The organism is Pseudomonas sp. S4_EA_1b, assembly GCF_016307435.1.
GTDB lineage: Bacteria > Pseudomonadota > Gammaproteobacteria > Pseudomonadales > Pseudomonadaceae > Aquipseudomonas > Aquipseudomonas rhodesiae.
The window spans coordinates 46,305-71,259 of sequence record NZ_JAEILC010000015.1 but is presented as its reverse complement, the minus strand read 5'-3'; the positions used below and the strand labels follow the sequence as shown (position 1 = coordinate 71,259).

The window sequence follows — 24,955 nt, the reverse complement described above, 5'->3', positions numbered from 1 at the left end:
ATTGACGTTTTGAGGGCTCTAGGACGGGTCTTACAGAAGACTCTAGGGTCATTTTTCCGGCGTAACAGAATTGAAATCCAAGGCGCGCATTCTCAAAAAATTTACATTGAGGGCCCTTAGGAATGAGTTGCCAATTGCCGTATCTGTCGACCCCGCGCCTGCTGCTGCACGCACTGGAACCGCACCAGGCCGAGCGGTTATGCGCCCTGGCCAACGGGCCGAAGATCGCCGATAACACGGCCAGCATTCCGTCGCCCTACACGCTGCAAACCGCGCAGGATTTTATCGAGGGGATGCAGGAAAAGTTTCGCGCCACGGGGTTGCTGAGCCTGGGTATGCACCGGCGCGACGATGATGAATTGATCGGCGTCGTCAGTCTGCGCATCAACGCGGCACACGGGTATGGGCACTTGGGCGGCTGGGTGGCGGCGTCTGAGCGCAACCAAGGGTTTGCGGCTGAGGCCGCCACTGCCTTGATGGCCTATGGGTTTGAGGCGTTGGGGCTGCACCGCGTGGGCAGTCAGTGCTTCAGCCGTAATAAAGAATCGGCGCGGGTCATGGAAAAAATCGGTCTGCACTACGAGGGGTGTCTGCGCGGGGCGTTTCTTAAGAACGGTGTGCATGAGGACATGCTGGTGTTCGCCGCCCTGCGTTCTGAGTGGGAGCACCGCGTATGAACGGCCCGGTCGATCAGGGGCGACGTCGGGTGCTGGCCGGGCTGGCGGTGGCCACCACGTTTTCGATCCTCAGTCCATTCGCCCGCAGTGCCGGGGTGGACTATCCGTTCACCCTCGGGGTGGCCTCGGGGGATCCGCTGCCGGATGGCTTTGTGATCTGGACGCGGCTGGCGCCGCGGTTCAATGCCGTAGACGGACGCGGTGGCTTGAGCCGCGCGGTGCCGGTGCGTTGGCGGGTGGCCAGCGATGCGGCGATGACGCGCATCGTGCGCCAGGGGGAGGTCATGGCCAGCGAGCGCTGGGCGCATTCGGTGCATGTGGAGGTGGCAGGGCTGCAGGCGGGGCGGCCGTATTGGTATCAGTTTGAAGGGCTGGGCGCGCAGAGCCCGGTGGGGCAATCACGTACGGCGCCACCGTTGCAGGCAATGACATCGGCGCGTGTGGGATTTGTCTCGTGCTCCCATTGGGAGCGTGGCTATTTCAGTGCGTATCGCCACTTGGCCGCCGAGCAGCCGGACCTGGTATTTTTCCTGGGCGACTATATCTACGACAGTTCCTACGCGCCGGAGTCAGGCAAGGTATTTCGCGCCCATGGCAGTGGCAACGCGGTGAGCCTCAGCGATTACCGCAACCGCTATGCACTGTATAAAACCGATCCGGATTTGCAGGCCCTGCACGCTGCCGCCCCCAGCGTGGCGACCTGGGACGACCACGAAGTGCAGAACGACTACGCCAACCGTTGGTCCCAGGACCCGAGAACCCCGATGGCGCCATTTCTCCAGCAGAGGGCGGCGGCTTATCAGGCGTATTACGAACATATGCCGCTGCGCGCCAGCAGCCAGCCCAAAGGCGCCGATATGCGCATTTACCGGCGCCTGGACTACGGGCGACTCGCCCGTTTTCATGTACTCGATGGTCGGCAATACCGCTCCGAGCAACCCTGCGTGTTGGCCAATGGCAGTCATCAGGGGCATGTGGTGACTAACCCGTGCAGCGAGTTGCGCGATCCTGGCCGCACGATGCTGGGGTGGCAGCAAGAGGCTTGGCTGGATCAGGGCTTTGCCCACTCCAGGGCGCAGTGGAATGTGATCGCTCAAGACTTATTGGTGGCGCCGCTGGTGCAACGGGACCTGACCAACCACAAGCCGGGCCGCTGGACCGACGGTTGGGATGGCTACATGGCCAATCGTTCAAGGATGCTGGCGTCTATTCAGCGCAACCGGGTGAACAACCCGGTGTTCTGGGGCGGTGATATCCACTCGTTTTGGGCCAACGACCTACACGTCGATGGCAATGACCCGGATTCGCCGGTGATCGCCACCGAATTCGTCGGCACCTCGGTGACTTCCGATGGGCCGCCGTTCGAGGCGTTCAGCAAAATCCTGCCCATGAACCCCCATGTGAAGTTTTTCGACAGCCGCCAGCGCGGCTACGTTTCGGTGGAGATGCAGGAGCGGCAGATGCTTACGCACCTGCGTGTCATCAGTGACCCGCAGGACCCTGCGGCGACGGTGTCGACCCTCAAATCGTTCGCGGTGGAGCCGGGGAGAGCAGGGGCGGTCGCGATTTGAGGGCGTAATGGGTGAACGCTCAACACACGCTTCAATCCAGGGTATAGCGCACCGACAGCGCGCCCTTTTTCTCGGACAGGGCCTGGATGGTAACTTGGCCCAATTCGCTCAATGTCTGCACATGCGTACCGCCGCAGGCGTAGGCGGGCAGTTCGCCGAAGCCGACTTCGCGAGTGCCGTTGCCCACGGCCATATGACGGGGATAGTCGGCGGCGATCCATTCGTTGAGCTGCTGTTGAATCGCCTCGGCCTGCATGGCTTGCGCCGCGTCGCCTCGGATAAACGTCACTTTGGCTTCGCCCGGCCAGTGGTGGGCTTTGATCGGCATCCAGCCGAGGGTTTCGCCGACGTTGCCGATCAAGTGACCGGCCGAATGCAGGCGCGTGTGCAGGGCGCGGCGCTGTTCATCGACCCTTGCGGTGATCGGACCGGGTTCTACAGGGCGGTCGACATAATGCACCACGCGGTCGGCCTCCTGGGTGACACGCAGCACCTGGCTTTCGCCCAGCCAGCCGGTGTCGAACGGCTGCCCGCCGCCTTGAGGGTGGAAGAGGGTCGATTGCAGGATCACCGCGAAGTGATCGTCGTGGGGCGTGCAACTCAGCACTTCAAGCTCGGCGGTCAGGTGGTCGTGGGTAAAAAACAGGCGTTCGGTCATCATTTGCATCCGCATCAGGGTTCTACGGGCAGTATAAATACTGCTCGAATGGGTGATAATCCGTTCAATTATCAATGGACCTGTGCGTCATGAGCATTAATCTTCCGTTGCCCCTGTTGGGGGAAATGGCGATGTTCGTCAAAGTGGTAGAGGCCGGCAGCTTTTCCGAAGCGGCGCGCCAACTGAGCGTTTCGCCTTCGGCGGTGAGTCGCAGTATTTCGCGTCTTGAGCGGGCGCTGGCGACCCGCTTGCTGCAACGCACCACGCGCAAACTGCGCCTTAGCGAGGGCGGTGAAGAGGTGTTCAAGCGCTGCCAGGAAATGGTCAACGCGGCGCGTTCGGTGATGGAGATCAGTGGCCAGTTCACCCATGAAGCCGAGGGGCTGGTGCGGGTCAGCGTGCCCAAGGCGGTGGGGCGGTTTGTCGTACATCCGCACATGCCGGAATTCCTGCGACGCTATCCCCAGGTGGATGTGCAGCTGATCCTTGAGGATCGCCATGTGGACCTGATCGACGACAACGTCGACCTGAGTATCCGCATCACCGACAGCCCGCCGCCGGGGCTGGTGGGCCGGCAGTTGTTGCCGATCGAACATTTGCTCTGTGCGACACCGCAGTACCTGGCCGAGCACGGTACGCCGGGCCATCCCCATGATCTGGCGGCGCACAGCTGCATTTATCTTGGCGAGACACCGGCGGATTCACGCTGGAAGTTTCGTCAGGGCACCAAGGCCGTGACCGTTGCGGTACGCGGGCGCTATGCGGCGAACCATACCGGCGTGCGTCTGGATGCGGTGTTGCAGCATGTGGGTATTGGCAGCCTGCCGTATTTCACGGCGCGCCATGCCTTGGAGGAGGGGCGCTTGGTGCAGGTGTTGCCGGCGTGGGATTTTATTGCGTCGTACCACGGTGAGGCGTGGCTGCTGCATTCGCCGACACGCTATTTGCCGCCGAAGCTACGGGTATTTATCGATTACCTGGTGGCGTGCATGGCCAAGGAGCCGACGCTGAGAAAACGTTAGGAGCGAGCAGGCTCGCTCCTGGCAGATCAGTGCTTGCTCTGGTCGTCCGGCATGGCTAGCAGCTGCTTTTCTTGGTTCCAGTCGAACGGTTCGTCGTTCTGTTCGGCTTCGTAGCGACGTTCTTCCAGGGCCTGGTACAGGTCCAGTTCTTCATCGGGCATGAAGTGCAGGCAGTCGCCGCCAAAGAACCACAGCAGGTCGCGCGGTACGAGGTGGGCAATTTGCGGGTACCGCAGGATGACCTGACTCATCAGGTCTTGGCCCAGGTACTGGCTTTCGATTGGGTCGATGGGCAACAGGGCGCGCAGTTCGTCGAAGCGCTCCAGGAACAGGGCGTGACTTTCCTCGGGCACCTGTTCGGCTTCGCCGACGGCTACCAGGATGCTGCGCAGGTGGTCGAGCAAGACGAGATGATCGGCAACGACGTTGGACACGAGATAAGTCCTCAAAGCAAAAACGGGCGCGAGAGTATATAGCTCACGCGCCCGTAATTATATGACCGCTCGTATCAGCGGACTTTGCCCTCAGCCTGGGCCAGTTCTTCCTTGCTGAAATCATCCACGTCGATCACCTTGCGGCGTGCCGCTTCGGCGTCGCGCAGTGTCTGCGCTTCAGCCGCCTGCAACACGCCGGCGTTGAGTGCCGCGTCGATGGCGTGCTCGCCGGCAGCCGGTTTGAGCTGGCCGCTTTTGAGCGCGGTATGCAGTTTCTTTTGCAGCGGGTGGCTGGCGTTCAGCAGATCGTAGGCATGTTGCAGCGCGCCCACCGGATCTTCCGCCGATTGCGGGCGATAGCAGCCGGCCAGCAATTCTTCCAGGGTCGGGTCGTCTTTCGCACGACCGATCACTGCGGCCACTTCGGCATCCAGCGCATCCGACGGGCCAGTATGGCGACGCCCGAAGGGGAATACGATTACCCGCATCAGGCAGCCAAGCACCTTGTTCGGGAAGTTGCTCAGCAGTTCATCCAATGCACGCTCCGACTCACCGAGGCTTTCCTCCATGGCCCAGACGAACAAGGGTTCCAAGTGATCCGGCGAATCCAGGTCGTGATAGCGCTTGAGTGCCGCCGATGCCAGGTACATGTGGCTCAGTACATCCCCCAGACGCGCCGAGAGGCGTTCGCGACGTTTCAATTCGCCGCCCAGCAACATCATGCTCAGGTCGGCGAGCAGCGCAAACGCCGCTGCCTGGCGGTTCAATGCACGGAAGTAGCCCTGGCTCAGGCGGTTGCCCGGCGCTTTCTCGAAGTGGCCGATGCCCAGGTTCAGCACCAGCGTGCTGGCAGCGTTACTGACAGCGAAGCCGATGTGCTGCATCAGCAGGCTGTCGAATTCCTTGAGTGCCTGGTCCTTATCTTCACGCCCGGCCAGCGCCATTTCCTTGAGCACGAAGGGATGGCAACGGATGGCACCCTGGCCAAAGATCATCAGGTTGCGCGACAGGATGTTCGCGCCTTCCACGGTGATGAAGATCGGCGCGCCTTGCCAACTGCGGCCTAGGTAGTTGTTCGGGCCCATGATGATGCCCTTGCCGCCATGCACGTCCATGGCGTGGCCGATACATTCGCGGCCCCGCTCGGTGAGGTGGTACTTGAGAATCGCCGACAGCACCGAAGGTTTTTCGCCCTGGTCGACGGCATTGGCGGTGAGCATCCGCGCGCTGTCCATCAGCCAGGCGTTACCGCCGATACGGGCCAGGGCTTCCTGGATGCCTTCGAAGGCCGATAGCGGCACGTTGAACTGTTCACGTACCTGGGCGTACTGGCCGGTCACCAGGCTGGTGAACTTCGCGGCGCCGGTGCCCACCGCCGGCAGGGAAATCGAACGGCCTACCGACAGGCAGTTCATCAGCATCATCCAGCCCTTGCCGAGCATTTCCTGGCCGCCGATCAGGTAGCTCAGGGGGATAAAGACGTCCTTGCCGGAGTTGGGGCCATTCATAAAGGCCGCGCCCAAAGGCAGATGGCGACGGCCGATTTCAACACCGGGGGTGTCGGTGGGAATCAAGGCCAGGCTGATGCCCAGGTCTTCTTCCTCGCCCAACAGGTGGTCGGGGTCGTAGGCCTTGAACGCCAGCCCCAGCAGGGTCGCGACCGGGCCGAGGGTGATGTAGCGTTTTTCCCAGTTCAAACGCAGACCGATGGTTTCCTGGCCTTGCCATTCACCTTTGCAGATCACGCCGGTATCGGGCATGGCGCCGGCGTCGGAACCGGCCAGCGGACCGGTCAGGGCGAAGCAGGGGATATCGTCGCCACGCGCCAGGCGCGGCAGGTAGTGGTTGCGTTGTTCGTCGGTGCCGTAATGCAGCAGCAATTCGGCCGGGCCGAGGGAGTTGGGCACCATTACGGTGGAAGCCAGGTCACCGCTGCGGGTTGCGAGCTTCATCGCAACCTGTGAGTGGGCGTAGGCCGAAAAGCCCTTGCCACCGTATTCCTTGGGAATGATCAGGGCGAAGAAACCGTGGGTCTTGATGTGCTCCCAGGCGGCTGGAGGCAGGTCCATGGCCTGGCCGATTTCCCAGTCGCTGACCATCGCACAGAGTTCTTCGGTGGGGCCGTCGATGAAGGCTTGTTCTTCTTCAGTCAACTGCACCTTGGGGTAGGCGAGCAATTTGTCCCAGTCGGGACGCCCGCTGAACAGTTCGCCGTCCCACCACACCGTACCGGCGTCAATGGCGTCGCGCTCGGTTTCGGACATCGGCGGCAGGACTTTCTGGAACCAGCTGAACAGCGGCTTGGTAAAATATTGGCGACGCAGGTCCGGCAGCAGCAGCGGCGCCGCGACGACGGCCAGCAGCACCCAAAGGATCACCAACAACCAGCCCGGTGCGTGGCTCCAGGCGCCCATCGCCAACAGGTAAACGGCGACCACTCCCAGGGCGGGCAGGGGCGCGGTGCGGCGGTGTGCCAGGTAGGCAATGCCGACCACCAGAACCAGTATCCACAACAACAGCATATTCAATCCTCCGTGAAACCAAGGGCGAAACCACCAAGGAGCTTAGTCGGCATCCGAGAAAACGCGGTGGTCAGGGTGTAACCAGTTGTGCTGACAGCCCCCTGCAGCGGGCGCCGACATTTGGCCGAATCGTCGTTATCCGTGGGGTGAGCCTGTGGTTAAACTCCAGGCTTGCCTCGGAGATGAAACATCATGAATGCGTACTTGAGTCCCAGCCGCTTCATCGATAGTGACCACCCTGCGGTGGTGGAGTTCGCGGTAAAACATCGCGGAACCAGCGCGGATTTAAGTGACCAGGCGGTCAGTCTTTACTATGCCGTGCGTGAGGCGATTCGCTATAACCCCTACACCTTCAGTCGCGATCCGCGCACCCTCAGTGCCAGTTTCGCCCTGGCCAGCCGTGAGAGTTACTGCGTGCCCAAGGCCACTTTGCTCGCCGCCTGCGCCCGGCATTGCGGCATCCCCGCGCGCATCGGCCTGGCGGACGTGCGCAACCACCTGTCGACCCCACGCCTGATCGCATTGCTCAAGAGTGATGTGTTCGCCATGCATGGGTACACCGAACTGTATCTGCACGGTCGCTGGGTCAAGGCCACGCCGGCGTTCAATGCCCAGCTGTGTGAACTTTTCGATGTGCCGCCCTTGGCGTTCGACGGTATCAACGATAGCGTTTTCCACCCCTTCAATCGCCAAGGCCAGCGCTCGATGGAATACGTGGTGGACCATGGGCAATTTACCGATGTGCCGGAGGCTTTTTTCTTTTCCCACCTGCAGAAATGTTACCCGCACCTGTTTGACGATGGGCTGCCTCCCTTGCTCGGCGACTTGCAGACGGATTTAAGCCGCTCGTGAACCGGCGTATGCTGCTGCGTCCACCCAACCACTAAGGCGCGGTCATGCTGAAAATCTGGGGTCGTAAAAATTCATCGAATGTCAGGAAGGCACTGTGGTGCGCCGAGGAGCTCGGCCTGGACTATGAGGCCATCGATGCGGGCGGTGCTTTTGGGGTGGTCGACACGCCGCAGTACCGTGCGTTGAACCCCAATGGTCGGGTGCCGATGATCGAAGACGGCGACTTCGTGTTGTGGGAATCCAATACCATCGTGCGCTACCTGTGCGCCAAGCACGGGGCGAGCTGGTATCCGACCGACCTCAAGGCCCGCGCCAACGCGGAAAAGTGGATGGACTGGACCACCTCGACCCTCGCCGAGCCATTCAAAGCAGTGTTCTGGGGCATCGTGCGCACCCCAGCGGAGCAACGGAACTGGGATGCCATCAATGCCGGGCGCAACGCCTGCATTGACGCGCTCGGTATGGTGGACAAGGCGCTGGCCGAACAACCCTACCTGTCCGGCGACGCCATCGGCATGGGCGATATTCCCCTGGGCAGCTTTATCTACGCGTGGTTTGAAATGCCCATCGAACGGCCGGCCATGCCGCATCTGGAGGCGTGGTACCAGCGTTTGCAGCAACGCCCGGCCTACCGAAAAGCCGTCATGACCGCGTTGACTTAATACCTACTATTAATACGGGTGACTGTACTTGTGCGGCGCGGCCAAGCACCATGCCTGTCCTGCGCTGTCGTTGAACTAAGGGCGGTGCGCCCTCATCTACTCTTTCTATTCCCTTCTCTGGTGCGTAATCCGATATGAGTTCCGCTCTGTCCATCCGGCAGCTAACCAAAACCTACGGCAACGGTTTCCAGGCCCTGAGTGGTATCGATCTGGACGTTGCTGAGGGTGACTTCTTCGCCTTGCTCGGCCCCAACGGTGCCGGCAAATCCACCACCATCGGCATCTTGTCGACCCTGGTCAACAAAACCAGCGGCACGGTGAATATTTTCGGTAATGACCTGGACCAGTCCCCGGCGGCGCTCAAGCGTTGCATCGGTGTGGTGCCCCAGGAATTCAACTTCAACCAGTTCGAAAAGACTTTCGACATCGTCGTGACCCAGGCGGGCTACTACGGCATCCCGGCGAAAATCGCCAAGGAGCGCGCCGAGCAGTACCTCACCCAATTGGGCCTGTGGGACAAGCGCGACGTGCCTTCGCGTTCGCTGTCCGGCGGCATGAAGCGGCGTTTGATGATCGCCCGCGCCTTGGTGCATGAGCCGCGCCTGCTGATCCTCGATGAGCCCACCGCCGGCGTGGACATTGAGCTGCGGCGTTCGATGTGGACCTTTCTCACCGAGCTGAACGAGAAGGGCATCACCATCATCCTCACTACCCACTACCTGGAAGAGGCTGAGCAGCTTTGCCGCAATATCGGCATCATCGACCACGGCACCATCGTCGAGAACACCAGCATGCGTAACCTGCTGAGCCAGTTGCATGTGGAAACGTTCCTGCTGGACTTGAAGAACAATCTGACCGTCGCACCGCAACTGCTCGGCTACCCCTGCCGCCTGGTGGATAGCCATACCCTGGAAGTCCAGGTGGACAAAGCCATGGGCATCACCGCGCTGTTCACCCAATTGGCGACCCAGAACATCGAAGTGCTGAGCCTGCGTAATAAAACCAATCGCCTTGAGGAGTTGTTCGTGTCCCTGGTGGAGAAAAATCTGGCGAAGGTGGCGGTATGAGTTCCGAACTGCAACCCAACCTCGTCGCCCTGCAGACCATCGTCTATCGCGAAGTGAAGCGCTTTACCCGGATCTGGCCGCAGACGTTGCTGCCGCCTGCAATCACCATGGTCTTGTACTTTGTAATCTTCGGGAACCTGATCGGTCGGCAGATCGGCGACATGGGTGGCTTCACCTACATGGAGTACATCGTGCCGGGCCTGATCATGATGTCGGTGATCACCAACTCCTACGGCAACGTGGTCTCCAGCTTCTTTGGCAGCAAGTTTCAGCGCTCCATCGAGGAACTGATGGTGTCGCCGGTGTCGCCCCACACGATCCTTATCGGTTACACCCTGGGTGGTGTGCTGCGCGGTTTGATGGTGGGCGTGATCGTGACGCTGTTGTCGCTGTTCTTCACCCATCTGCAGGTGCATCACCTGGGGGTGACGATTCTGGTGGTGGTGCTAACGGCGACGATTTTCTCGCTGCTGGGCTTTATCAACGCGGTGTTTGCGCGCAATTTCGATGACATCTCGATCATCCCGACTTTCGTGCTGACACCGCTGACGTACCTGGGCGGGGTGTTCTACTCCATCAGCCTGCTGCCGCCTTTCTGGCAGACCGTATCGTTGGCAAACCCTGTCCTGCACATGGTCAATGCCTTCCGTTACGGCATCCTCGGCGTATCGGATATCAAGATCAGCGTGGCGATCACTTTTATGATCGTGGCCACTGTGGTGCTTTACATCGGGTGTGCACGGTTGCTGGTCAGTGGGCGCGGGATGCGCACCTAAGCTGATCAGAACGCAGTGAAATGTGGGAGGGCCAAGCGCTCTCCCACCTATGGTTTTGCATCAGGTCTTCAGTGCCAGCTCGATCAGCTCGTGCAGTTCTTCAACTGCCAACGGCGCGCTCGAGAACAGAATACGAAACACTGTCGGCGCCGCCAGCAGGTTGATCAAGCGGTCCACGCTTGGCGCTGTTTCGCCGGGGTAGCGATCGACAATTGTCTGCAACTGCCCGCTCAGAATGCTAACGCAGTAGCCTGGCGTTGGGCTGCATTGCACGTCGCGCATCATCATGCGCCCCGGTTCCGAACTCATCTCATCCAGGTACTGCTCGGCCCAGGCTCGCAGGTCGCCGCGCAGGCTGCCGGTATCGGCCGGCTCGCTGTCCGGGCGCATGCGTGCAACGGCCACATCGGCGAGCAGGGCGGAGAGGTCCCCCCAGCGTCGGTAGATGGTCGACGGCGTCACCCCGGCGCGCGCGGCAATCATCGGCACAGTCACGCTGGATCGCTCGTGGGCTTCCAACAGTTCACGCACGGCGCAATGTACCGATGCTTGTACCCGGGCACTGCGGCCTCCCGGGCGAAGGCCTTCTTTAATCACCATGGACGCGACCTTAACACAAAGAATTTGCTTTAAGCGTCGGCGAGTCGCACACTGCACAAAAGCAAAATATTAGCTTTAGCGGAGCGTGCCCATGTCCAGTCTCACTTCCCATCGCCCCAGCCTGGTGTTCCTGGCGATCACCTTGCTGACGTTTCTCGCCGCCTCCAGCGCGCCGACGCCGTTGTATCACCTGTATCAGCAGCACTTGGACTTTTCCGCAGGCATGCTCACGCTGATCTTTGGTGTGTACGCCCTGAGCTTGTTAGCGGCGCTGCTGACCGTGGGCTCGCTGTCGGATTACCTGGGGCGCAAGCCGGTGATCTTCGCCGCACTGATCGTTGAGATGCTGGCGATGCTGCTGTTTATCAATGAAAGCAGTGTGGCCTGGCTGATCGTCGCGCGCACATTACAGGGCTTCGCCACTGGTATGGCCACCGCAGTGCTGGGCGCAGCGCTGCTGGATACCGATCGCGAACAGGGCCCACTGATCAACAGCCTTGCGCCGTTGCTGGGCATGGCCTGCGGAGCGATGGGCTGCAGCCTGCTGGTGGAGTTCGCGCCATTTCCGACCCAGTTGATTTACTGGGTGCTGTTCGGCGCGATGCTGCTACAAGCCTTGCTTGTGTGGCGCCTGCCGGAAAGCGTCAGTCCCATCGCCGGGGCGTTAGCGTCGTTGTGGCCTACGTTGCATGTGCCTGCCCAGGCGCGCCGCGCATTGTGGATTGCATTGCCGGTGGATATCGCGGTGTGGGCCATGGGCGGTTTCTATTTATCCCTGGCGCCTTCTCTGGTGCGGGCGGCGACCGGGTCGACATCAAACCTGATCGGCGGTGCATTGGTGGCGGTGCTGACCGTCAGCGGAGCGCTGATGATTTACGGCCTGCGCCACCGTGCGGCTGACAAAGTCCTGCGTCTGGGCGCCATGCTGTTGGCGCTGGGCGTGGCGCTGATCCTCGGCGCCGTACACACAGCCAGCCTGCCGCTGTTCTTCGTCGCCACCCTGATCGCCGGCAGCGGGTTCGGCGCCGGGTTTCTGGGCGCTGTGCGCAGCGTCGTGCCATTGGCTCAGCCCCACGAGCGCGCAGGCTTGATGTCGGCGTTTTACGTCCTGAGCTACTTGGCGTTCTGCATACCCTCGTTGTTGGCGGGCACCCTGACGCGCGCGTTCGGCCCGATCGCCACCACCGACGGCTATGGCGCCTCGTTGATCGTGTTGGCCCTCAGTGCCTTGATGGCGTTGCTGCTCCAGGACTGCACCAGGAGCCGCGCGACATCCAGTCGGTGATCCGGTCATAATCCGCGACTTCAACAGCCGAAGGGTTCGACGATGAAGATTATCCGCAGCAAAGACTTCACCGGCAGCCGTGCCTGGGAGGCGCTGGATATTGCCACTATGAACGGCATTACCACCCGTTTGCACTGGACCGATCAACCGTACCGCTGGCACATCAACGACGGCGAAGAAGTATTTGTCGTGCTCGACGGACGGGTGCTGATGCACTACCGCGATAACGGCTTTGAACAGGTAGCTGAGTTGGCGGTGGGGGACATCTTTTATGCCAGCGTCGGTACCGAGCATGTCGCCCATCCCCAAGGTCCGGCACGCATCCTGGTGATCGAAAGTGAAGGCAGTGTCTGATGCTTATCGGTTAAATAGATAACAGTTAGAGAAATTACCCGTTATATAGATATGTGAACAGGTTCTATCATGAAATCAACCTCATAAGAGGAAGAGGACTGACACGATGACCTGCTCCACAACGCTTAGATATAAACCTTTCAGTCACCTGACCCGGCCTCGGGAAGTGATTCGCCAGTTCACACCCAATTGGTTCGCCGCGACCATGGGCACCGGCGTGCTCGCGCTGGCCTTGGCCCAATTGCCGGTGGCGCTGCCGGGCCTGCATGTTTTGGCCGAAGCGCTGTGGCTGTTCACCATCGTCTTGTTCATGCTGTTCAGTGGGCTGTATGCCGCGCGTTGGGTGATGTTCTTCCATGAAGCGCGACGGATCTTCGGGCACTCCACGGTTTCGATGTTCTTCGGCACCATCCCCATGGGCCTGGCCACGATTCTCAACGGCTTGCTGCTGTTCGGTCTGCCGCGCTGGGGCAGTGCCGTGGTGCCGTTGGCCGAGGTGCTGTGGTGGCTGGATGTGGCTATGGCCTTGGCCTGCGGCGTGCTGATCCCGTTCATGATGTTCACGCGCCAGGAGCACAGCATCGACCAGATGACCGCCGTGTGGTTGTTGCCCGTGGTCGCCGCCGAGGTCGCTGCTGCCAGTGGTGGGCTGTTGGCGCCGCACCTGGCCGATGCCCATTCGCAACTGGTGATGTTGGTGACCAGCTACGTGCTGTGGGCGTTTTCCCTGCCGGTGGCATTCAGCATCCTGACCATTCTGATGCTGCGCATGGCCTTGCACAAACTGCCCCACGCCAACATGGCCGCATCCAGCTGGCTGGCCTTAGGTCCCATCGGCACCGGCGCCCTCGGCATGTTGCTGCTGGGGGGCGATGCACCGGCGATCTTCGCCGCCAACGGCTTGCCAGGCATCGGTGACATCGCCAACGGCCTCGGCATGGTGGCCGGTATTACGCTGTGGGGCTTCGGTTTGTGGTGGATGCTGATCGCCGTGTTGATCACGCTGCGTTACCTGCGCGCCGAAATCCCCTTCAACCTGGGCTGGTGGGGCTTTACCTTCCCTCTGGGGGTGTACGCCTTGACCACTCTGAAACTGGCGAACGTGTTGCACTTGGCGTTCTTCAATGTAGTGGGCAGCGTGCTGGTGGCGGCGTTGGCATGGATGTGGTTGATCGTGACCAAGCGCACCGTGGTGGGGGCCTATAAAGGTGAGCTTTTTGTTTCACCGTGTATTGCAGGATTAGGGAATAAGTAACCAGGATTAGGTAAAGTCGTGGCCTGATAATCGATAAGCCTTCAGGCCACGCAGGAACACGGACGACGATGAGCCATCCTTCCCAATTCACCTTGCTGCGCACTCGGCGATTTTTGCCGTTTTTCATCACCCAGTTGTTGGGTGCGTTCAACGACAACATCTTCAAGCAATCGCTGATCCTGGCGATCCTCTACAAACTCGCCATCGACGGCGATCGCGCCATTTGGGTCAACCTGTGCGCGCTGCTGTTTATTCTGCCGTTCTTCCTGTTCTCGGCGCTGGCCGGGCAGTTCGGCGAAAAATTCAATAAGGACGCGCTGATTCGGGTGATCAAGATCGCCGAGATCGTGATCATGGCCGTGGGCGCCACCGGTTTTCTGTTCAACCACCTGGAATTGATGCTGCTGGCGTTGTTCGCTATGGGCACGCACTCGGCGCTGTTCGGCCCGGTGAAGTATTCGATCATGCCCCAGGCATTGCGCGACGACGAATTGGTCGGCGGTAACGGCCTGGTGGAAATGGGCACCTTCCTGGCGATCCTGGCGGGCACTATCGGCGCTGGGATCATGATGTCGTCCACCCATTACGCCAAGGTGGTGTCGGTGGCGATTGTCGGCGTGGCGGTGCTGGGTTACCTGGCCAGCCGCAGCATCCCGCGCGCGGCGGCCTCCACGCCGCAATTGCGCCTGAACTGGAATATCTTCAGCCAATCGTGGGCCACCTTGCGCATGGGCCTGGGGCAGACGCCGGCGGTGTCGCGCTCGATTGTCGGCAACTCGTGGTTCTGGTTTGTCGGCGCGATCTACCTGACGCAAATCCCGGCATATGCCAAGGAGTGGCTGTACGGCGACGAAACCGTGGTGACGCTGATTCTTACCGTGTTTTCGGTGGGCATCGCCCTGGGTTCGATGCTGTGCGAAAAGCTCTCCGGCCGTAAGGTGGAAATCGGTCTGGTGCCGTTCGGATCATTCGGCCTGACGGTGTTCGGCCTGTTGCTGTGGTGGCATTCAGGTGGCTTCCCGCAGAACGTCCAGGCCAACGATTGGCTGGCGGTGCTCAGCTACGGGCAGGCCTGGTGGGTGCTGGCGGATATTCTCGGCCTGGGCGTGTTCGGCGGTTTCTATATCGTGCCGCTGTATGCGTTGATCCAGTCGCGCACGGTTGAACATGAGCGCGCACGGGTGATCGCCGCCAACAACATCCTCAATGCGCTGTTCATGGTGGTGTCGGCGCTGGTGTCGATCCTGCTGTTGAGCGTGGCCAAGCTGTCGATTCCGCAGCTGTTCCTGGTGGTGTCGCTGCTCAATATCGCGGTCAATACCTACATCTTCCGAATCGTCCCCGAGTTCACCATGCGCTTCATGATCTGGCTGCTCAGCCATTCCATGTACCGCGTGGAGCACCGCAACCTGCAGGCCATCCCGGACGAAGGCGCGGCGTTACTGGTGTGCAATCATGTGTCGTTTGTCGATGCGCTGCTGATCGGTGGCGCGGTGCGTCGGCCGATTCGTTTTGTCATGTACTACAAGATCTACCGTTTGCCGGTGCTCAACTTTATCTTCCGCACCGCCGGGGCGATTCCGATTGCCGGGCGCAACGAAGATATCCAGATCTATGAGCAAGCCTTCAAGCGGATTGCCGAGTACCTGAAAGAAGGGGAGTTGGTGTGTATCTTTCCGGAGGGCAAGCTGACCGCCGATGGTGAGATGAATGAGTTTCGCGGTGGCGTGACGCGTATTCTGGAAGAGACGGCGGTGCCGGTGATTCCCATGGCGTTGCAGGGGTTATGGGGCAGTTTCTTCAGTCGCGATCCGAATAAAGGCTTCTTCCATCGCATCTGGTCGCGGGTGGTGCTGGTGGCCGGCGAGCCGGTTGCGGTGGAGGCGGCTACACCTGCGCAGTTGCAGGAAGTGGTAGCGGGACTGCGCGGCACGGTCCGTTAGATTTGTACGGCTAATCAGCGCTTACCGCGGTCGGGTTTGCCCACGGTAAGCGCTGGCGACCTAGGTGCTGAGCTTGAGACCAATCAACCCGAAGATGATCAATGCCACGCTGGCCAGCCGGAACAACGCCATGGATTCGCCAAACAGGATAATCCCGGCGATGACCGTCCCGACGGCACCCACGCCCGTCCATACGGCATAGGCAGTACCCAGCGGCAGCTCTTTTACGGCCAGCCCCAGCAGGCCAAGGCTCACGGCCATGGCGGCAAGCGTCAGGACGGTGGGCAGCGGCTTACTGAAACCATCGGTGTACTTCAAGCCGACGGCCCAGCCCACTTCGAACAACCCGGCAAAAAAAAGAATGATCCAAGACATGGGTAACCCCTTCTGTGGATGGGGTCGTCCCCGGAATTGGCGCTTGGAAGCGTCGCGGGGTCGTCCCCGCGAAGGGCGTTAGAGTGCCGAACATCGATCACGCGATCAAGTTGGCGGGGTGCTCTCCAGTGGGAGACGGTCTTGCGCTTCGCTCATCCGGCGGAAGTAAGTCGACAGCAATGCCCCGGAAATATTGTGCCAGACGCTGAACAGCGCGCTCGGCACCGCCGCCAATGGCGAGAAGTGCGCGCTGGCCAGCGCGGCGCCCAGCCCGGAGTTTTGCATGCCCACCTCCAGCGCCAGGGATTTGCGTTGTGCCAAGGGCAGTTTGAACAGGCGACCGGTGAAGTAACCCAGCAAGTAGCCGAAGCTGTTATGCAGCATCACCACCGCCATGATCAACAGGCCCGACTCGGCAATCTTGGCCTGGCTCGCCGCAACCACCGCCGCGACGATCATCACGATGCTGATCACCGACACCAGCGGCAGTACCTCCACCGCATGGCGCACGCGCTCACCAAGCACGCGTTGCGCCACCACGCCGAGCACGATCGGCAGCAGCACCACTTGCAGGATCGACCAGAACAGCTCCATGAACGACACCGGCAACCAGGCTGACGCCAGTAACCAGATCAGCGCCGGCGTCAGCAGCGGGGCGAGGAGGGTGGTGACGGCGGCGATGGCCACCGACAACGCCAGATCGCCACGGGCCAGCCAAGTCATTACGTTGGACGAGGTACCGCTTGGGCAGCAGCCCACCAGGATCACACCGACGGCAATCTCCGGCGGCAGATGAAACACCTGGCACAACAACCAGGCCACGCCGGGCATGATCACAAAGTGCGCCACCACGCCCAGCGCCACGCGCCATGGGTGCCGGGCGACTTCAGCGAAGTCATCCAGCTTCAGGGTCAGCCCCATACCGAACATCACCAGCCCCAGTAACGGCACGATGGCGCTTTTCAGGCCAATGAACCAGGACGGTTCGAAGAACGCCACAACGGCGAAAATCAACACCCAATAGGCGAAGGTATTGCCGACGAAGCGGCTCAAGCTGGCGAGGGCGCGCATGGGAATGTCCTTTTTCGTTGGTCTTTTTAGAAGGGTTGATGCGGTCAAATGTGGGAGGAGGCTTGCCCGCGATCGCACTGTGTCAGCCAATGAATAAGTTGACCGACACAGCGCAATCCCGAACACGCGCCTCTAACGCCTCCCGATCCTCACACGGCTTAGATGCCCTGCGGGGTCTCTTCTCCGCCCAGCGCTTCGATCAGCGCCGGCAGGAAGTCGCCGAAGGTCAGCATCATCAGGGTAAAGCTGGCATCCAACTGGCCCAGGGCTTCGTCGCCGCCGTCCTGTTCCGCCTGGTCCTGCAGCAGGTCTTCGAACTTCAGGCGCTTGACGGTCATTTTGTCGTCGAGCATGAAGGACAATTTGTCTTGCCAGGCCAGGGCCAACTGAGTCACGACTTTGCCGGTGGTCAGATGCAGCTGGATTTCTTCGCTGGTCAGGTCCTGACGCTTGCAACGCACGATGCCGCCGTCTTCGTGAGTGTCGCGCAGCTCGCACTCGTCGAGGACGAAGAAGTCATCGGCCGGTTTCTGGGTGGTGACCCAGTCGGTCATGATGTCGGTCGGTGCGGTTTTCACCGTCAGCGGACGTACCGGCAGGGTGCCGATCACTTCACGCAGGGTGGAGAGCAGGTCTTCGGCGCGCTTGGGGCTGGCCGAGTTCACCAGGATCAGACCCTGTTTCGGCGCGATGGCGGCAAAGGTCGACGAGCGACGAATAAATGCGCGGGGCAGGAAGGCCTGGATGATCTCATCCTTGATCTGGTCGCGTTCTTTCTTATAGACCTTGCGCATCTGCTCGGCCTCGATCTCTTCGACTTTCTCCTTGAGTGCGTCACGCACCACGCTGCCCGGCAGAATGCGTTCTTCCTTGCGCGCGGCGATCAGCAGGAAGTCACCGCTGACGTGCACCAGGGGCGCATCTTCACCTTTGCCGAACGGGGCGACAAAACCGTAAGTGGTCAACTCCTGGCTTGCACATGGGCGCGCCAGCTTGGTGGCCATGGCCGCTTCCAACGCCTCGGCATCAACAGGCAGATCTTGGGTCAGGCGATAGATAAGCAGGTTCTTGAACCACATGGGGTGAGTCTCTCCTTTATACAAAGGGGGGCATTATTCTCTTCATATCGCGCCAGGCCAACCCTGCCTAAGCCATTGGAAGCTATCAAAAAAAAGATTTAAGAAAGTGCTTGCCAGACTTGGGGACGCTCCGTAGAATGCGCGCCACACCGAAACGAAGGGTGATTAGCTCAGCTGGGAGAGCATCTGCCTTACAAGCAGAGGGTCGGCGGTTCGATCCCGTCATCACCCACCATTCGCTTCAAGTGTTACGCGCAGCGGTAGTTCAGTCGGTTAGAATACCGGCCTGTCACGCCGGGGGTCGCGGGTTCGAGTCCCGTCCGCTGCGCCATATTCGGTAACCTGGAACACTGAACGCCAGGTCACCACAGAAAGCCCGCTCATTGAGCGGGCTTTTTGCTGTCTGGACTTTGCATAAACTGAAAAACGCCGCCGATCAGGTTTGATCAGCGGCGTTTTTTATTGGGGCTCTAGAAATCCCAGCGCGTGGTCACCATAAAGTTGCGCGGCTCGCCGTAAGCGGCGGAGTTATAGAAGCCGATATTGGTGTAGTAGTGCTTGTCGAACAGGTTGTTGACGTTCAGTGTGGCCGACAGATTCTTAGTGACCTGGTACTTGGTCATCACATCCACCAGCCAATAAGCGTCCTGGGAGAACTCTTCGTATTGCTTATGCGGGTTGTTGTAGATGTCCTGCCAGCCAACGCTCTGCCAGCGTACGCCACCGCCGACGGTCAACTTGTCCAATTGGCCCTTGAGTTGGTAGGTGGTGTACAGCTTGACCTGATCTTCAGGCTCGAAGGTGGAGATTTTTTCGTCCTTGTCGTCGCGCACTATCTTGTGGGTGTAGCCGGCCTGAAGTTGCCAGCCAGGAGCAATCTCGCCGGACATCTCCAACTCATAACCTTTGGTAACGGCCTTGCTGCTTTTGTAGGCGTAGTTGTTTGGGATTGGCGTTTGGTTGTTGTACTCGTCATCCGAAAGCGCGCGATTGGATTCATGGATTTCAAAGTAGGCTGCACTGGCGTTCACGCGACCGTCGAGGAAGTCGGCTTTCAGACCCAGCTCCCAGTTCTGGCCTTCGTCGGGCTCAAGCAGCTTGTTGTCGCGGTCGCGGTTGTAATTCTCCTGCGGCATGAAGATATCGGTGTAGCTGGCGTACACCGAGTAAGTGTCGTTAAGGTCGTACACGGCACCGACGTAAGGCACGAAACGTCCAGACTCACGGTAATTGGGGTTGTAGCCTGTGACCTGGTAGTTGACCACGCGTCCGCCCAGCAGCAGCTTGAGGTCGTCGGCAAGGTTCAGGCGCGTGGTGACATAAGCGCCTGTCTGGCGCACGGTGTCATCGGGTCAGCGATTGTGCCTGACCCCAATCCGGTATGGCGGCGTGGCCGTGCCAGTTATTGAAATCGACGATATTCGGCGAGAGATTCCAGTAGCCTTTACCTTTCCATTCGGAGGCGCTGATGGAGCCGCCCAGCACCAGTTCATGTTCTCGACCTCCCAGGCTGAACGGGCCGCTCACGTATAGGTCGGCGGAATCGCTGACAGTTTCCCCGGTGTACTTGCCCGACGTGAGTTGTGCGGTGCCATCCGGTTGAGGCTGGTCGCCTTGGATCGAACCCATCAACGCGTGGTAGCCGTTGATCTTGTGATCCAATTGCAGCTTGGTCACCCATCCATCACCCAGATCGTGCTCAAGCACGGCAAATACGGTGCGTGTGTATTGCTCCCAACTGCTCCAATCGGCGGCGTTGTTGAACGAGCGCTTGACGCTATTGCGATCGCCTTTGGCGTTGATCAGCGGAAAACTGCCCGACCATGAAGAACCCTTTGGCAGCGTGTCCTGATAGTCGCCGCCTACGGTCAGCAGGGTGTCGGGTGACAGATCGAACTCCATGATGCCGTAGTACGTGGGACTCTGGCGCGAGTAGTGATCCATGAACGAATGCTTGTCCTGGTACGCCGCCACGGCTCTGCCGCGCACGTTGCCACTTTCGGTCAGCGGACCGCTGACATCCAGCTCGCTGCGGTAGTTGTCCCAGGAACCGGCGCCGAGGGTGGCGTGTCCTTGAAAGTCTGCGGTAGGTTTCTTACGCACCAGGTTGATTGTCGCCCCCAGCGAGCCTGCGCCAGTTAGCAGGCCGGTGGCACCCTTGAGCACTTCGACGCGGTCGTAGATCGCCATGTCGCTCAGGGTGTTGCCCGCTGAGTAAGCGACATTGCGCGCCGTGGACGGAATGCCGTCGTACTGGAAGTTGTTGATGGAAAAACCCCGGGCATAGTAGTTGGTACGCTCGGTGTCGAAGGCTGACACAGTGATGCCGGGTGTATGGCGCATCACATCGTCGACGTTGTTCAGGCCGAAATCATCCATGTGCTGGCGGGTGACTACCGAGACCGATTGCGGCGTTTCCTTGGGCGTCAGCACCAGCCGTGTCGAGGTCGCGATTGTGCCGGGCGTGTAGGATCCGGTGCCCTCGGTGACGTTACCGAGCTGGTTACCGCTGACTTGGGTCGGGCTCAGCTCCATGGTGTCGCCGCCGCTGACGGGCGCGGGTTCCAGCGCATAGACCTGATCGCCTTTTACCGCACGGTAGCCGCTGCCTTGCAGCAAACTATCGAAACCGTCCTGGATGCCGTAGGAGCCTTTCAGACCTTGCCCTTGAAGGCCTTCCAGTTCGTGGGACTGGAACACGATGGCGACGCCCGCCTGCTGGGCAAACCGATTGAGCGAGCTGCCTAGCGGCCCGGCTGGAATGTCGTACGTCCGAGTGGTGATGCTGGCGACGTCTGCATGGGCCAGACTCATATTTAATGTGATGGTGGTGATCAGCGCCAGCGACAGTGGCGCGCTTTTCAGGAGTCGAAAACGTCTGCCCGCGGGGGAGGGGGTAGGCATGGTGAAGGTAGTCCTTTATGTGCTGAATTACCTTCCTTGACGGGCAGCTTCATAAAAACCGGAAGCAAATGCGAATAATTATTCATTGGGCGGCATTTCGGGTGTGACGACGATCAGCCAAGGGGTGAAAGCATGGGCCCGTATCGGCAGTGTTTGCGCCAACAGTTGCAAGGCATGGTCGCTGTCATCCAGCGGTATGACGGCCGACACTCGTATGCCTTGGAGCGCATGGCGATCGAATTGGACACGGCCGGCGCGATGCCGGGCGATTTCGTCCAGCACCTCGGGCAATGGCCGATTCTCGACCACCAATTGATGACGGCGCCACGCCTCGTTGATGCTGGCCGGGTCGACCGTGCCGCTTAGGCGGACATCATTCGAGCGCATCAGGGCCCGCGAGCCTGCGTCGACCTCCAGCGTCTGCTCGCCATCGGCACTGTGTGCGGCTACGCGGGATTCGAGCATGCTCAGTACGGTGACATCACCGTCTCGCTTGACCACGAACCGTGTGCCCCGCGCGCGCAATGTGCCTTGGGGTGTCTGCACGACAAACGGCCGCGTGCTGTCGTGGGCCACTTCCACCAGTATTTCGCCTTGCAGCAAATCGATACGGCGCTGCTTGCCATCGAAATGCAGGTTCACCGCGCTGACGCCGTTGAAGGCCAGCGTCGAGCCATCTGCCAATTGCAGGGTTTGCCATTGGCCCGGACCGTTGCGCACATCGGCCATCCATTGCTGGGGGTAAAGGCTGACAAGCAATGCGGCGGTTGGAATCGCCAGGCTGCACGCCAATACCAATGCGCGCACGGCGTTCTTGCTACGGCGGTTTCTAGGCTGCGCGAAAGCCGCGTTCAGCGCCGCCTTTGCTAGGTTTTTTTTGCCGCGCAGGGCCTGCATGCGGACAATGACTGCTTCCATTCGAGCGGCGGCCGCAGCGTGATGCGGGCCTTGCTGTTTCCAGCGTTCGAACGCCTGGCGCTGGGGCTCGTTCAGTTCGCCTTCATGCAGGTGCAGGAGCCATTCGGCGGCTTGCTCTTCGATCTCTGGGTGGCTATCCGACATGCTTTATCAAGTGTCCATGCTATGGCCGCAGTGCATGAGCGCCTGGATCAGATATTTGCGTACAGTGCGTTCCGACAATTTGAGCTGGCGGGCGATTTGCTGCTGGGTCATTTCTTCCAAGTAATACAGCACGAATGCCTGGCGCGCGTATTCGTGCATGCCTTCCAGGATAAACGCGATCTGTTCAAGGGCTTCAAGGGTGGTGTGGATCTGCTCCGGGGACTGAAACCCCTCCAATGCGTCCACCGTGAGGGCCAATTCCTGCAGGTAGGCTTGTTCAATCTGTCGGCGCCGCGTCTGGTCAATGATCAGGCGCCGGGCTGTGGTGCTCAGATAAGCCCGGGGTTCGCGAATGCCGGCCACGGACTCGCGCGCGTTCAGGATGCGTGCAAACGTATCCTGGGCCAGGTCGGCCGCATGATGCCGGCAGCGCAGTTTGCGTCGCAGCCAAGTGAGCAGCCAGCCATGATGCTCGCTGTAGAGCTGGGAAATTTCCCGTTGGAATGGCGGTTCACCCACAGACATAGGTGTGACTCAGGCGTTATTGAGAATGGTTTTTAATTGTGCGGCCAAGCAACAGGTAAACGCAATAGACTCGCGTTTGAAGGGGAGTGGAGCCTGTTTTTACGGGCCTTTTCCGGCCATAAGAAAATTTTTTAAATAAAGTGCATTTAAATCAAGACATTGCGAAATTTTGCTGTATGATGCCGCCCACACCGAAAGTGAAGGGTGATTAGCTCAGCTGGGAGAGCATCTGCCTTACAAGCAGAGGGTCGGCGGTTCGATCCCGTCATCACCCACCATTCGCTTCAAGTGTTACGCGCAGCGGTAGTTCAGTCGGTTAGAATACCGGCCTGTCACGCCGGGGGTCGCGGGTTCGAGTCCCGTCCGCTGCGCCATATTTGCTTCCACTAAGGCCCACTGAACGCCTGGAAGTCACGGAAATAGCGGCCTTGAGCCGCTTTTTTCGTTTTCTGAATTCCACTGGAATCCATCTCCAGCCACGGTTTTTAAGTACACATTTAAGTACACCGCTGGCACAGCCTTTTACGATTCCTTGCGCATCAATTTTCGTATTGGTTCGTCTACCGCTGGGTTGTATTCCCCTCCTTGATGCAAAAGGAGGTGTCTGATGGCTCTGACAGATACAGCGATCAAGCAAGCCAAGCCCGCCAGCAAGCCTTATACGTTAACTGATGGGGATGGCTTATCGCTGCAAGTGCCCACGACGGGTTCGAAGCGCTGGCATTTCCGTTTCTATTGGCATGACAAGCAATTGCGTATTTCCCTTGGCACCTATCCCGACGTGAGTCTCAAGGAGGCTCGCCAGCGAAGAGAGGCTGCACGTGCGCTGGTGGCCAACAATATCGATCCACGATCACATCGTCGCGCCGAGCGCCAGAAAGCCTCTCACGCCGCCAGCAACACATTTGAAGCGGTTTCTGATCGCTGGCATGAGTTCCGAAGTAAAAAACTGACGAAAAGTAAGAAGGGCAGTGCAGGGCAAGCCAGCAAATACCTGAAGAAGGACATGCTGCCGTGTTTGGGCGATCTTCCGATCGCGGATATTTCTCGTGGTGACGTGCTGGAGCTCATTAGGCGAATTGAGCGCAGAGGCGCGCTGGTCTCTGCTCGAAAGGTGCGCACCTGGCTCAACCAGATCTTTCGTTTTGCTATGGCGGAAGGGCTTATTGATGTGAACCCAGCATCAGACCTTGATATCGTTGCCGAGACGCCGCGGCCAGTCCGCCATAATCCCTTCCTCCACGTAAGTGAACTTCCAGGATTGCTCAGGACCGTCACCCACCATGAGTGTGCAGAAAAGACACGGCTTGGTATTCGTCTATTGCTGCTGACGGGCGTGCGTACAGGAGAGCTACGGGCGGCGACGCCAGACCAATTCGACTTCGACAAGGGGATCTGGCTGGTGCCACCGGAGGGCGTGAAGCAGCTCCGAAGTCGTGTGCGAACACAGGGAAATGAGATCCCGCCTTATGTGATTCCGCTGTCTACTCAAGCAATTGCACTTGTGCAGCGGCTAATGCAGTTAAGGACGCGCGGTGCGCGGTATCTGCTGGTTCACCGATACGAACCGCAGGAAATGATCAGTGAAAATACCCTTAACACCGCGATTAGCCGGATGGGTTACAAAGGGCGGCTCACCGGTCATGGCATCAGGGCCACCATCTCAACGGCGCTCAACGAGGTTGGCTTTGTAGAAGAGTGGATTGAGGCGCAGCTTTCCCATGCTGATGCCAACCAAATTCGGGCTGCGTACAATCACGCGGAATACGTCGAACCGAGACGTAGGATGATGCAATACTGGGCGGACTTATTAGATGCACTAGAGGTCGGCGTTCCGCCCCCTGCGCCTGAAGCTTACATGCCGCAAATCGGGCGCCCTTCAACGGATTTTCTGAGCGCGCAGCGGGTACCTGCTGATTAGCAGTCCGAAGTCAGGCTATGCGATCAAGGTCGGACAGGATAGATTTGAGGAGACCAAGGAGTGACGCACCTGCGGCATGACTCCTTCGATCACTGATCAGGGAAGAAGGGCTTTGAGAAAGCCAAAGTGAGGAACAACGGTGAGTGCGACTAAAACGACAAGGGTGCGAGCTGCTCGGCCAGGAATGCCGACTCCACTGGAGTGCCGACCAGAAGCTGGCCATGTTCGATAGGTCCTGAATCCGGGCAAAGAGTGTCATTGGTAGCCCGGCGCAACGGCATCAACGCCAACCAGCTATCCCTACGGCACAAGGCTTACCAAGATGGAAGCCTGTCTGCGG

General features: G+C 59.7%; 21 protein-coding genes, 4 tRNA genes and 1 pseudogene. 16 read left to right on the top strand and 10 right to left on the bottom strand.

Annotation, left to right across the window (positions count from 1 at the left end; all coding sequences use genetic code 11):
- Positions 1-122 precede the first annotated feature (122 nt).
- Both YA0848_RS05760 and YA0848_RS05755 read left to right on the top strand, forming a co-directional pair.
- Positions 123-677, top strand: coding sequence for a GNAT family N-acetyltransferase (locus YA0848_RS05760; RefSeq protein ID WP_034096704.1), 555 nt, complete (start codon positions 123-125; stop codon positions 675-677).
- Positions 674-2,248, top strand: a complete 1,575-nt coding sequence (locus tag YA0848_RS05755) for an alkaline phosphatase D family protein (protein ID WP_034137622.1) — start codon at positions 674-676, stop codon at positions 2,246-2,248. The genes YA0848_RS05760 and YA0848_RS05755 overlap by 4 nt, the downstream gene beginning before the upstream one ends.
- A gap of 31 nt (positions 2,249-2,279) precedes the next feature.
- Here the strand turns inward: YA0848_RS05755 and YA0848_RS05750 are convergent, their stop codons facing one another.
- A complete protein-coding gene (locus YA0848_RS05750; protein WP_169903243.1) occupies positions 2,280-2,906 on the bottom strand; it encodes an alanyl-tRNA editing protein in 627 nt (208 codons plus the stop codon).
- A gap of 89 nt (positions 2,907-2,995) precedes the next feature.
- Here YA0848_RS05750 and YA0848_RS05745 point away from each other — a divergent pair, with 89 nt between their 5' ends.
- Complete coding sequence (locus tag YA0848_RS05745; RefSeq protein ID WP_034112741.1) at positions 2,996-3,928, top strand: LysR family transcriptional regulator; 933 nt, start codon at positions 2,996-2,998, stop codon at positions 3,926-3,928.
- A gap of 26 nt (positions 3,929-3,954) precedes the next feature.
- On the opposite strand, the gene YA0848_RS05740 is transcribed toward YA0848_RS05745, so the two are convergent.
- Both YA0848_RS05740 and YA0848_RS05735 read right to left on the bottom strand, forming a co-directional pair.
- Complete coding sequence (locus YA0848_RS05740; protein WP_034096707.1) at positions 3,955-4,362, bottom strand: PA2817 family protein; 408 nt, start codon at positions 4,360-4,362, stop codon at positions 3,955-3,957.
- A 74-nt stretch (positions 4,363-4,436) separates the two neighbouring features.
- A complete protein-coding gene (locus YA0848_RS05735; protein ID WP_169903242.1) occupies positions 4,437-6,884 on the bottom strand; it encodes an acyl-CoA dehydrogenase in 2,448 nt (815 codons plus the stop codon).
- A 192-nt stretch (positions 6,885-7,076) separates the two neighbouring features.
- Here YA0848_RS05735 and YA0848_RS05730 point away from each other — a divergent pair, with 192 nt between their 5' ends.
- From YA0848_RS05730 to YA0848_RS05715, 4 genes are all read left to right on the top strand, one after another.
- The gene (locus YA0848_RS05730) at positions 7,077-7,736 is read left to right on the top strand and encodes a transglutaminase-like domain-containing protein (RefSeq protein WP_034096709.1); all 660 of its coding nucleotides are present in this window, start codon (positions 7,077-7,079) and stop codon (positions 7,734-7,736) included.
- A gap of 44 nt (positions 7,737-7,780) precedes the next feature.
- Complete coding sequence (locus YA0848_RS05725; RefSeq protein WP_034096710.1) at positions 7,781-8,398, top strand: glutathione S-transferase family protein; 618 nt, start codon at positions 7,781-7,783, stop codon at positions 8,396-8,398.
- Between the two features lie 134 nt (positions 8,399-8,532).
- Positions 8,533-9,465 carry an ABC transporter ATP-binding protein gene (locus tag YA0848_RS05720; protein ID WP_034137625.1) on the top strand — a complete coding sequence of 311 codons (933 nt, stop codon included), beginning with the start codon at positions 8,533-8,535 and terminating at the stop codon, positions 9,463-9,465.
- Positions 9,462-10,241 carry an ABC transporter permease gene (locus tag YA0848_RS05715; protein ID WP_034096712.1) on the top strand — a complete coding sequence of 260 codons (780 nt, stop codon included), beginning with the start codon at positions 9,462-9,464 and terminating at the stop codon, positions 10,239-10,241. The genes YA0848_RS05720 and YA0848_RS05715 overlap by 4 nt, the downstream gene beginning before the upstream one ends.
- 60 nt (positions 10,242-10,301) lie before the next feature.
- Here YA0848_RS05715 and YA0848_RS05710 read toward each other — a convergent pair whose 3' ends face one another.
- Positions 10,302-10,841: a TetR/AcrR family transcriptional regulator gene (locus tag YA0848_RS05710; protein ID WP_034137626.1), complete on the bottom strand. Its 540-nt coding sequence runs from the start codon at positions 10,839-10,841 to the stop codon at positions 10,302-10,304.
- 91 nt (positions 10,842-10,932) lie between these two features.
- On the opposite strand from YA0848_RS05710, the gene YA0848_RS05705 reads away from it, so the two are divergent.
- The 4 genes from YA0848_RS05705 (at position 10,933) to YA0848_RS05690 (ending at position 15,678) form a co-directional block, all read left to right on the top strand.
- Complete coding sequence (locus tag YA0848_RS05705) at positions 10,933-12,126, top strand: MFS transporter (RefSeq protein WP_169903241.1); 1,194 nt, start codon at positions 10,933-10,935, stop codon at positions 12,124-12,126.
- Between the two features lie 42 nt (positions 12,127-12,168).
- Positions 12,169-12,480 carry a cupin domain-containing protein gene (locus tag YA0848_RS05700; protein ID WP_034112745.1) on the top strand — a complete coding sequence of 104 codons (312 nt, stop codon included), beginning with the start codon at positions 12,169-12,171 and terminating at the stop codon, positions 12,478-12,480.
- 106 nt (positions 12,481-12,586) lie between these two features.
- Positions 12,587-13,735, top strand: coding sequence for a TDT family transporter (locus YA0848_RS05695; protein WP_034096716.1), 1,149 nt, complete (start codon positions 12,587-12,589; stop codon positions 13,733-13,735).
- A gap of 68 nt (positions 13,736-13,803) precedes the next feature.
- Complete coding sequence (locus tag YA0848_RS05690) at positions 13,804-15,678, top strand: MFS transporter (RefSeq protein ID WP_034096717.1); 1,875 nt, start codon at positions 13,804-13,806, stop codon at positions 15,676-15,678.
- Positions 15,679-15,738: 60 nt separating this feature from the next.
- Here YA0848_RS05690 and sugE read toward each other — a convergent pair whose 3' ends face one another.
- The 3 genes from sugE to rdgC all read right to left on the bottom strand — a co-directional run bounded on the left by sugE (position 15,739) and on the right by rdgC (position 18,203).
- Complete coding sequence (gene sugE / locus YA0848_RS05685) at positions 15,739-16,053, bottom strand: quaternary ammonium compound efflux SMR transporter SugE (protein ID WP_034096718.1); 315 nt, start codon at positions 16,051-16,053, stop codon at positions 15,739-15,741.
- 105 nt (positions 16,054-16,158) lie between these two features.
- Positions 16,159-17,124: a bile acid:sodium symporter family protein gene (locus YA0848_RS05680; RefSeq protein ID WP_169903239.1), complete on the bottom strand. Its 966-nt coding sequence runs from the start codon at positions 17,122-17,124 to the stop codon at positions 16,159-16,161.
- A gap of 158 nt (positions 17,125-17,282) precedes the next feature.
- A complete protein-coding gene (rdgC, locus tag YA0848_RS05675) occupies positions 17,283-18,203 on the bottom strand; it encodes a recombination-associated protein RdgC (RefSeq protein ID WP_169903238.1) in 921 nt (306 codons plus the stop codon).
- A 159-nt stretch (positions 18,204-18,362) separates the two neighbouring features.
- On the opposite strand from rdgC, the gene YA0848_RS05670 reads away from it, so the two are divergent.
- Together YA0848_RS05670 and YA0848_RS05665 are read left to right on the top strand one after the other, a co-directional pair.
- A tRNA-Val gene (locus YA0848_RS05670) sits at positions 18,363-18,438 on the top strand.
- 19 nt (positions 18,439-18,457) lie between these two features.
- Positions 18,458-18,534 (top strand) — tRNA-Asp (locus tag YA0848_RS05665).
- Positions 18,535-18,673: 139 nt separating this feature from the next.
- Here the strand turns inward: YA0848_RS05665 and YA0848_RS05660 are convergent.
- The 3 genes and pseudogenes from YA0848_RS05660 to YA0848_RS05650 all read right to left on the bottom strand — a co-directional run bounded on the left by YA0848_RS05660 (position 18,674) and on the right by YA0848_RS05650 (position 22,694).
- Positions 18,674-21,107 (bottom strand): annotated as a pseudogene (locus tag YA0848_RS05660) (TonB-dependent siderophore receptor).
- Positions 21,108-21,185: 78 nt separating this feature from the next.
- Positions 21,186-22,169 carry a FecR family protein gene (locus YA0848_RS05655; protein WP_047882849.1) on the bottom strand — a complete coding sequence of 328 codons (984 nt, stop codon included), beginning with the start codon at positions 22,167-22,169 and terminating at the stop codon, positions 21,186-21,188.
- A gap of 6 nt (positions 22,170-22,175) precedes the next feature.
- Complete coding sequence (locus YA0848_RS05650) at positions 22,176-22,694, bottom strand: sigma-70 family RNA polymerase sigma factor (RefSeq protein ID WP_034096723.1); 519 nt, start codon at positions 22,692-22,694, stop codon at positions 22,176-22,178.
- A 202-nt stretch (positions 22,695-22,896) separates the two neighbouring features.
- Between YA0848_RS05650 and YA0848_RS05645 the strand changes: the two genes are divergently transcribed.
- The 3 genes from YA0848_RS05645 (at position 22,897) to YA0848_RS05635 (ending at position 24,615) form a co-directional block, all read left to right on the top strand.
- Positions 22,897-22,972 (top strand) — tRNA-Val (locus YA0848_RS05645).
- A gap of 19 nt (positions 22,973-22,991) precedes the next feature.
- Positions 22,992-23,068 (top strand) — tRNA-Asp (locus YA0848_RS05640).
- A gap of 233 nt (positions 23,069-23,301) precedes the next feature.
- Positions 23,302-24,615, top strand: coding sequence for a tyrosine-type recombinase/integrase (locus tag YA0848_RS05635; RefSeq protein WP_184316116.1), 1,314 nt, complete (start codon positions 23,302-23,304; stop codon positions 24,613-24,615).
- The last annotated feature ends 340 nt before the right edge of the window (positions 24,616-24,955 follow it).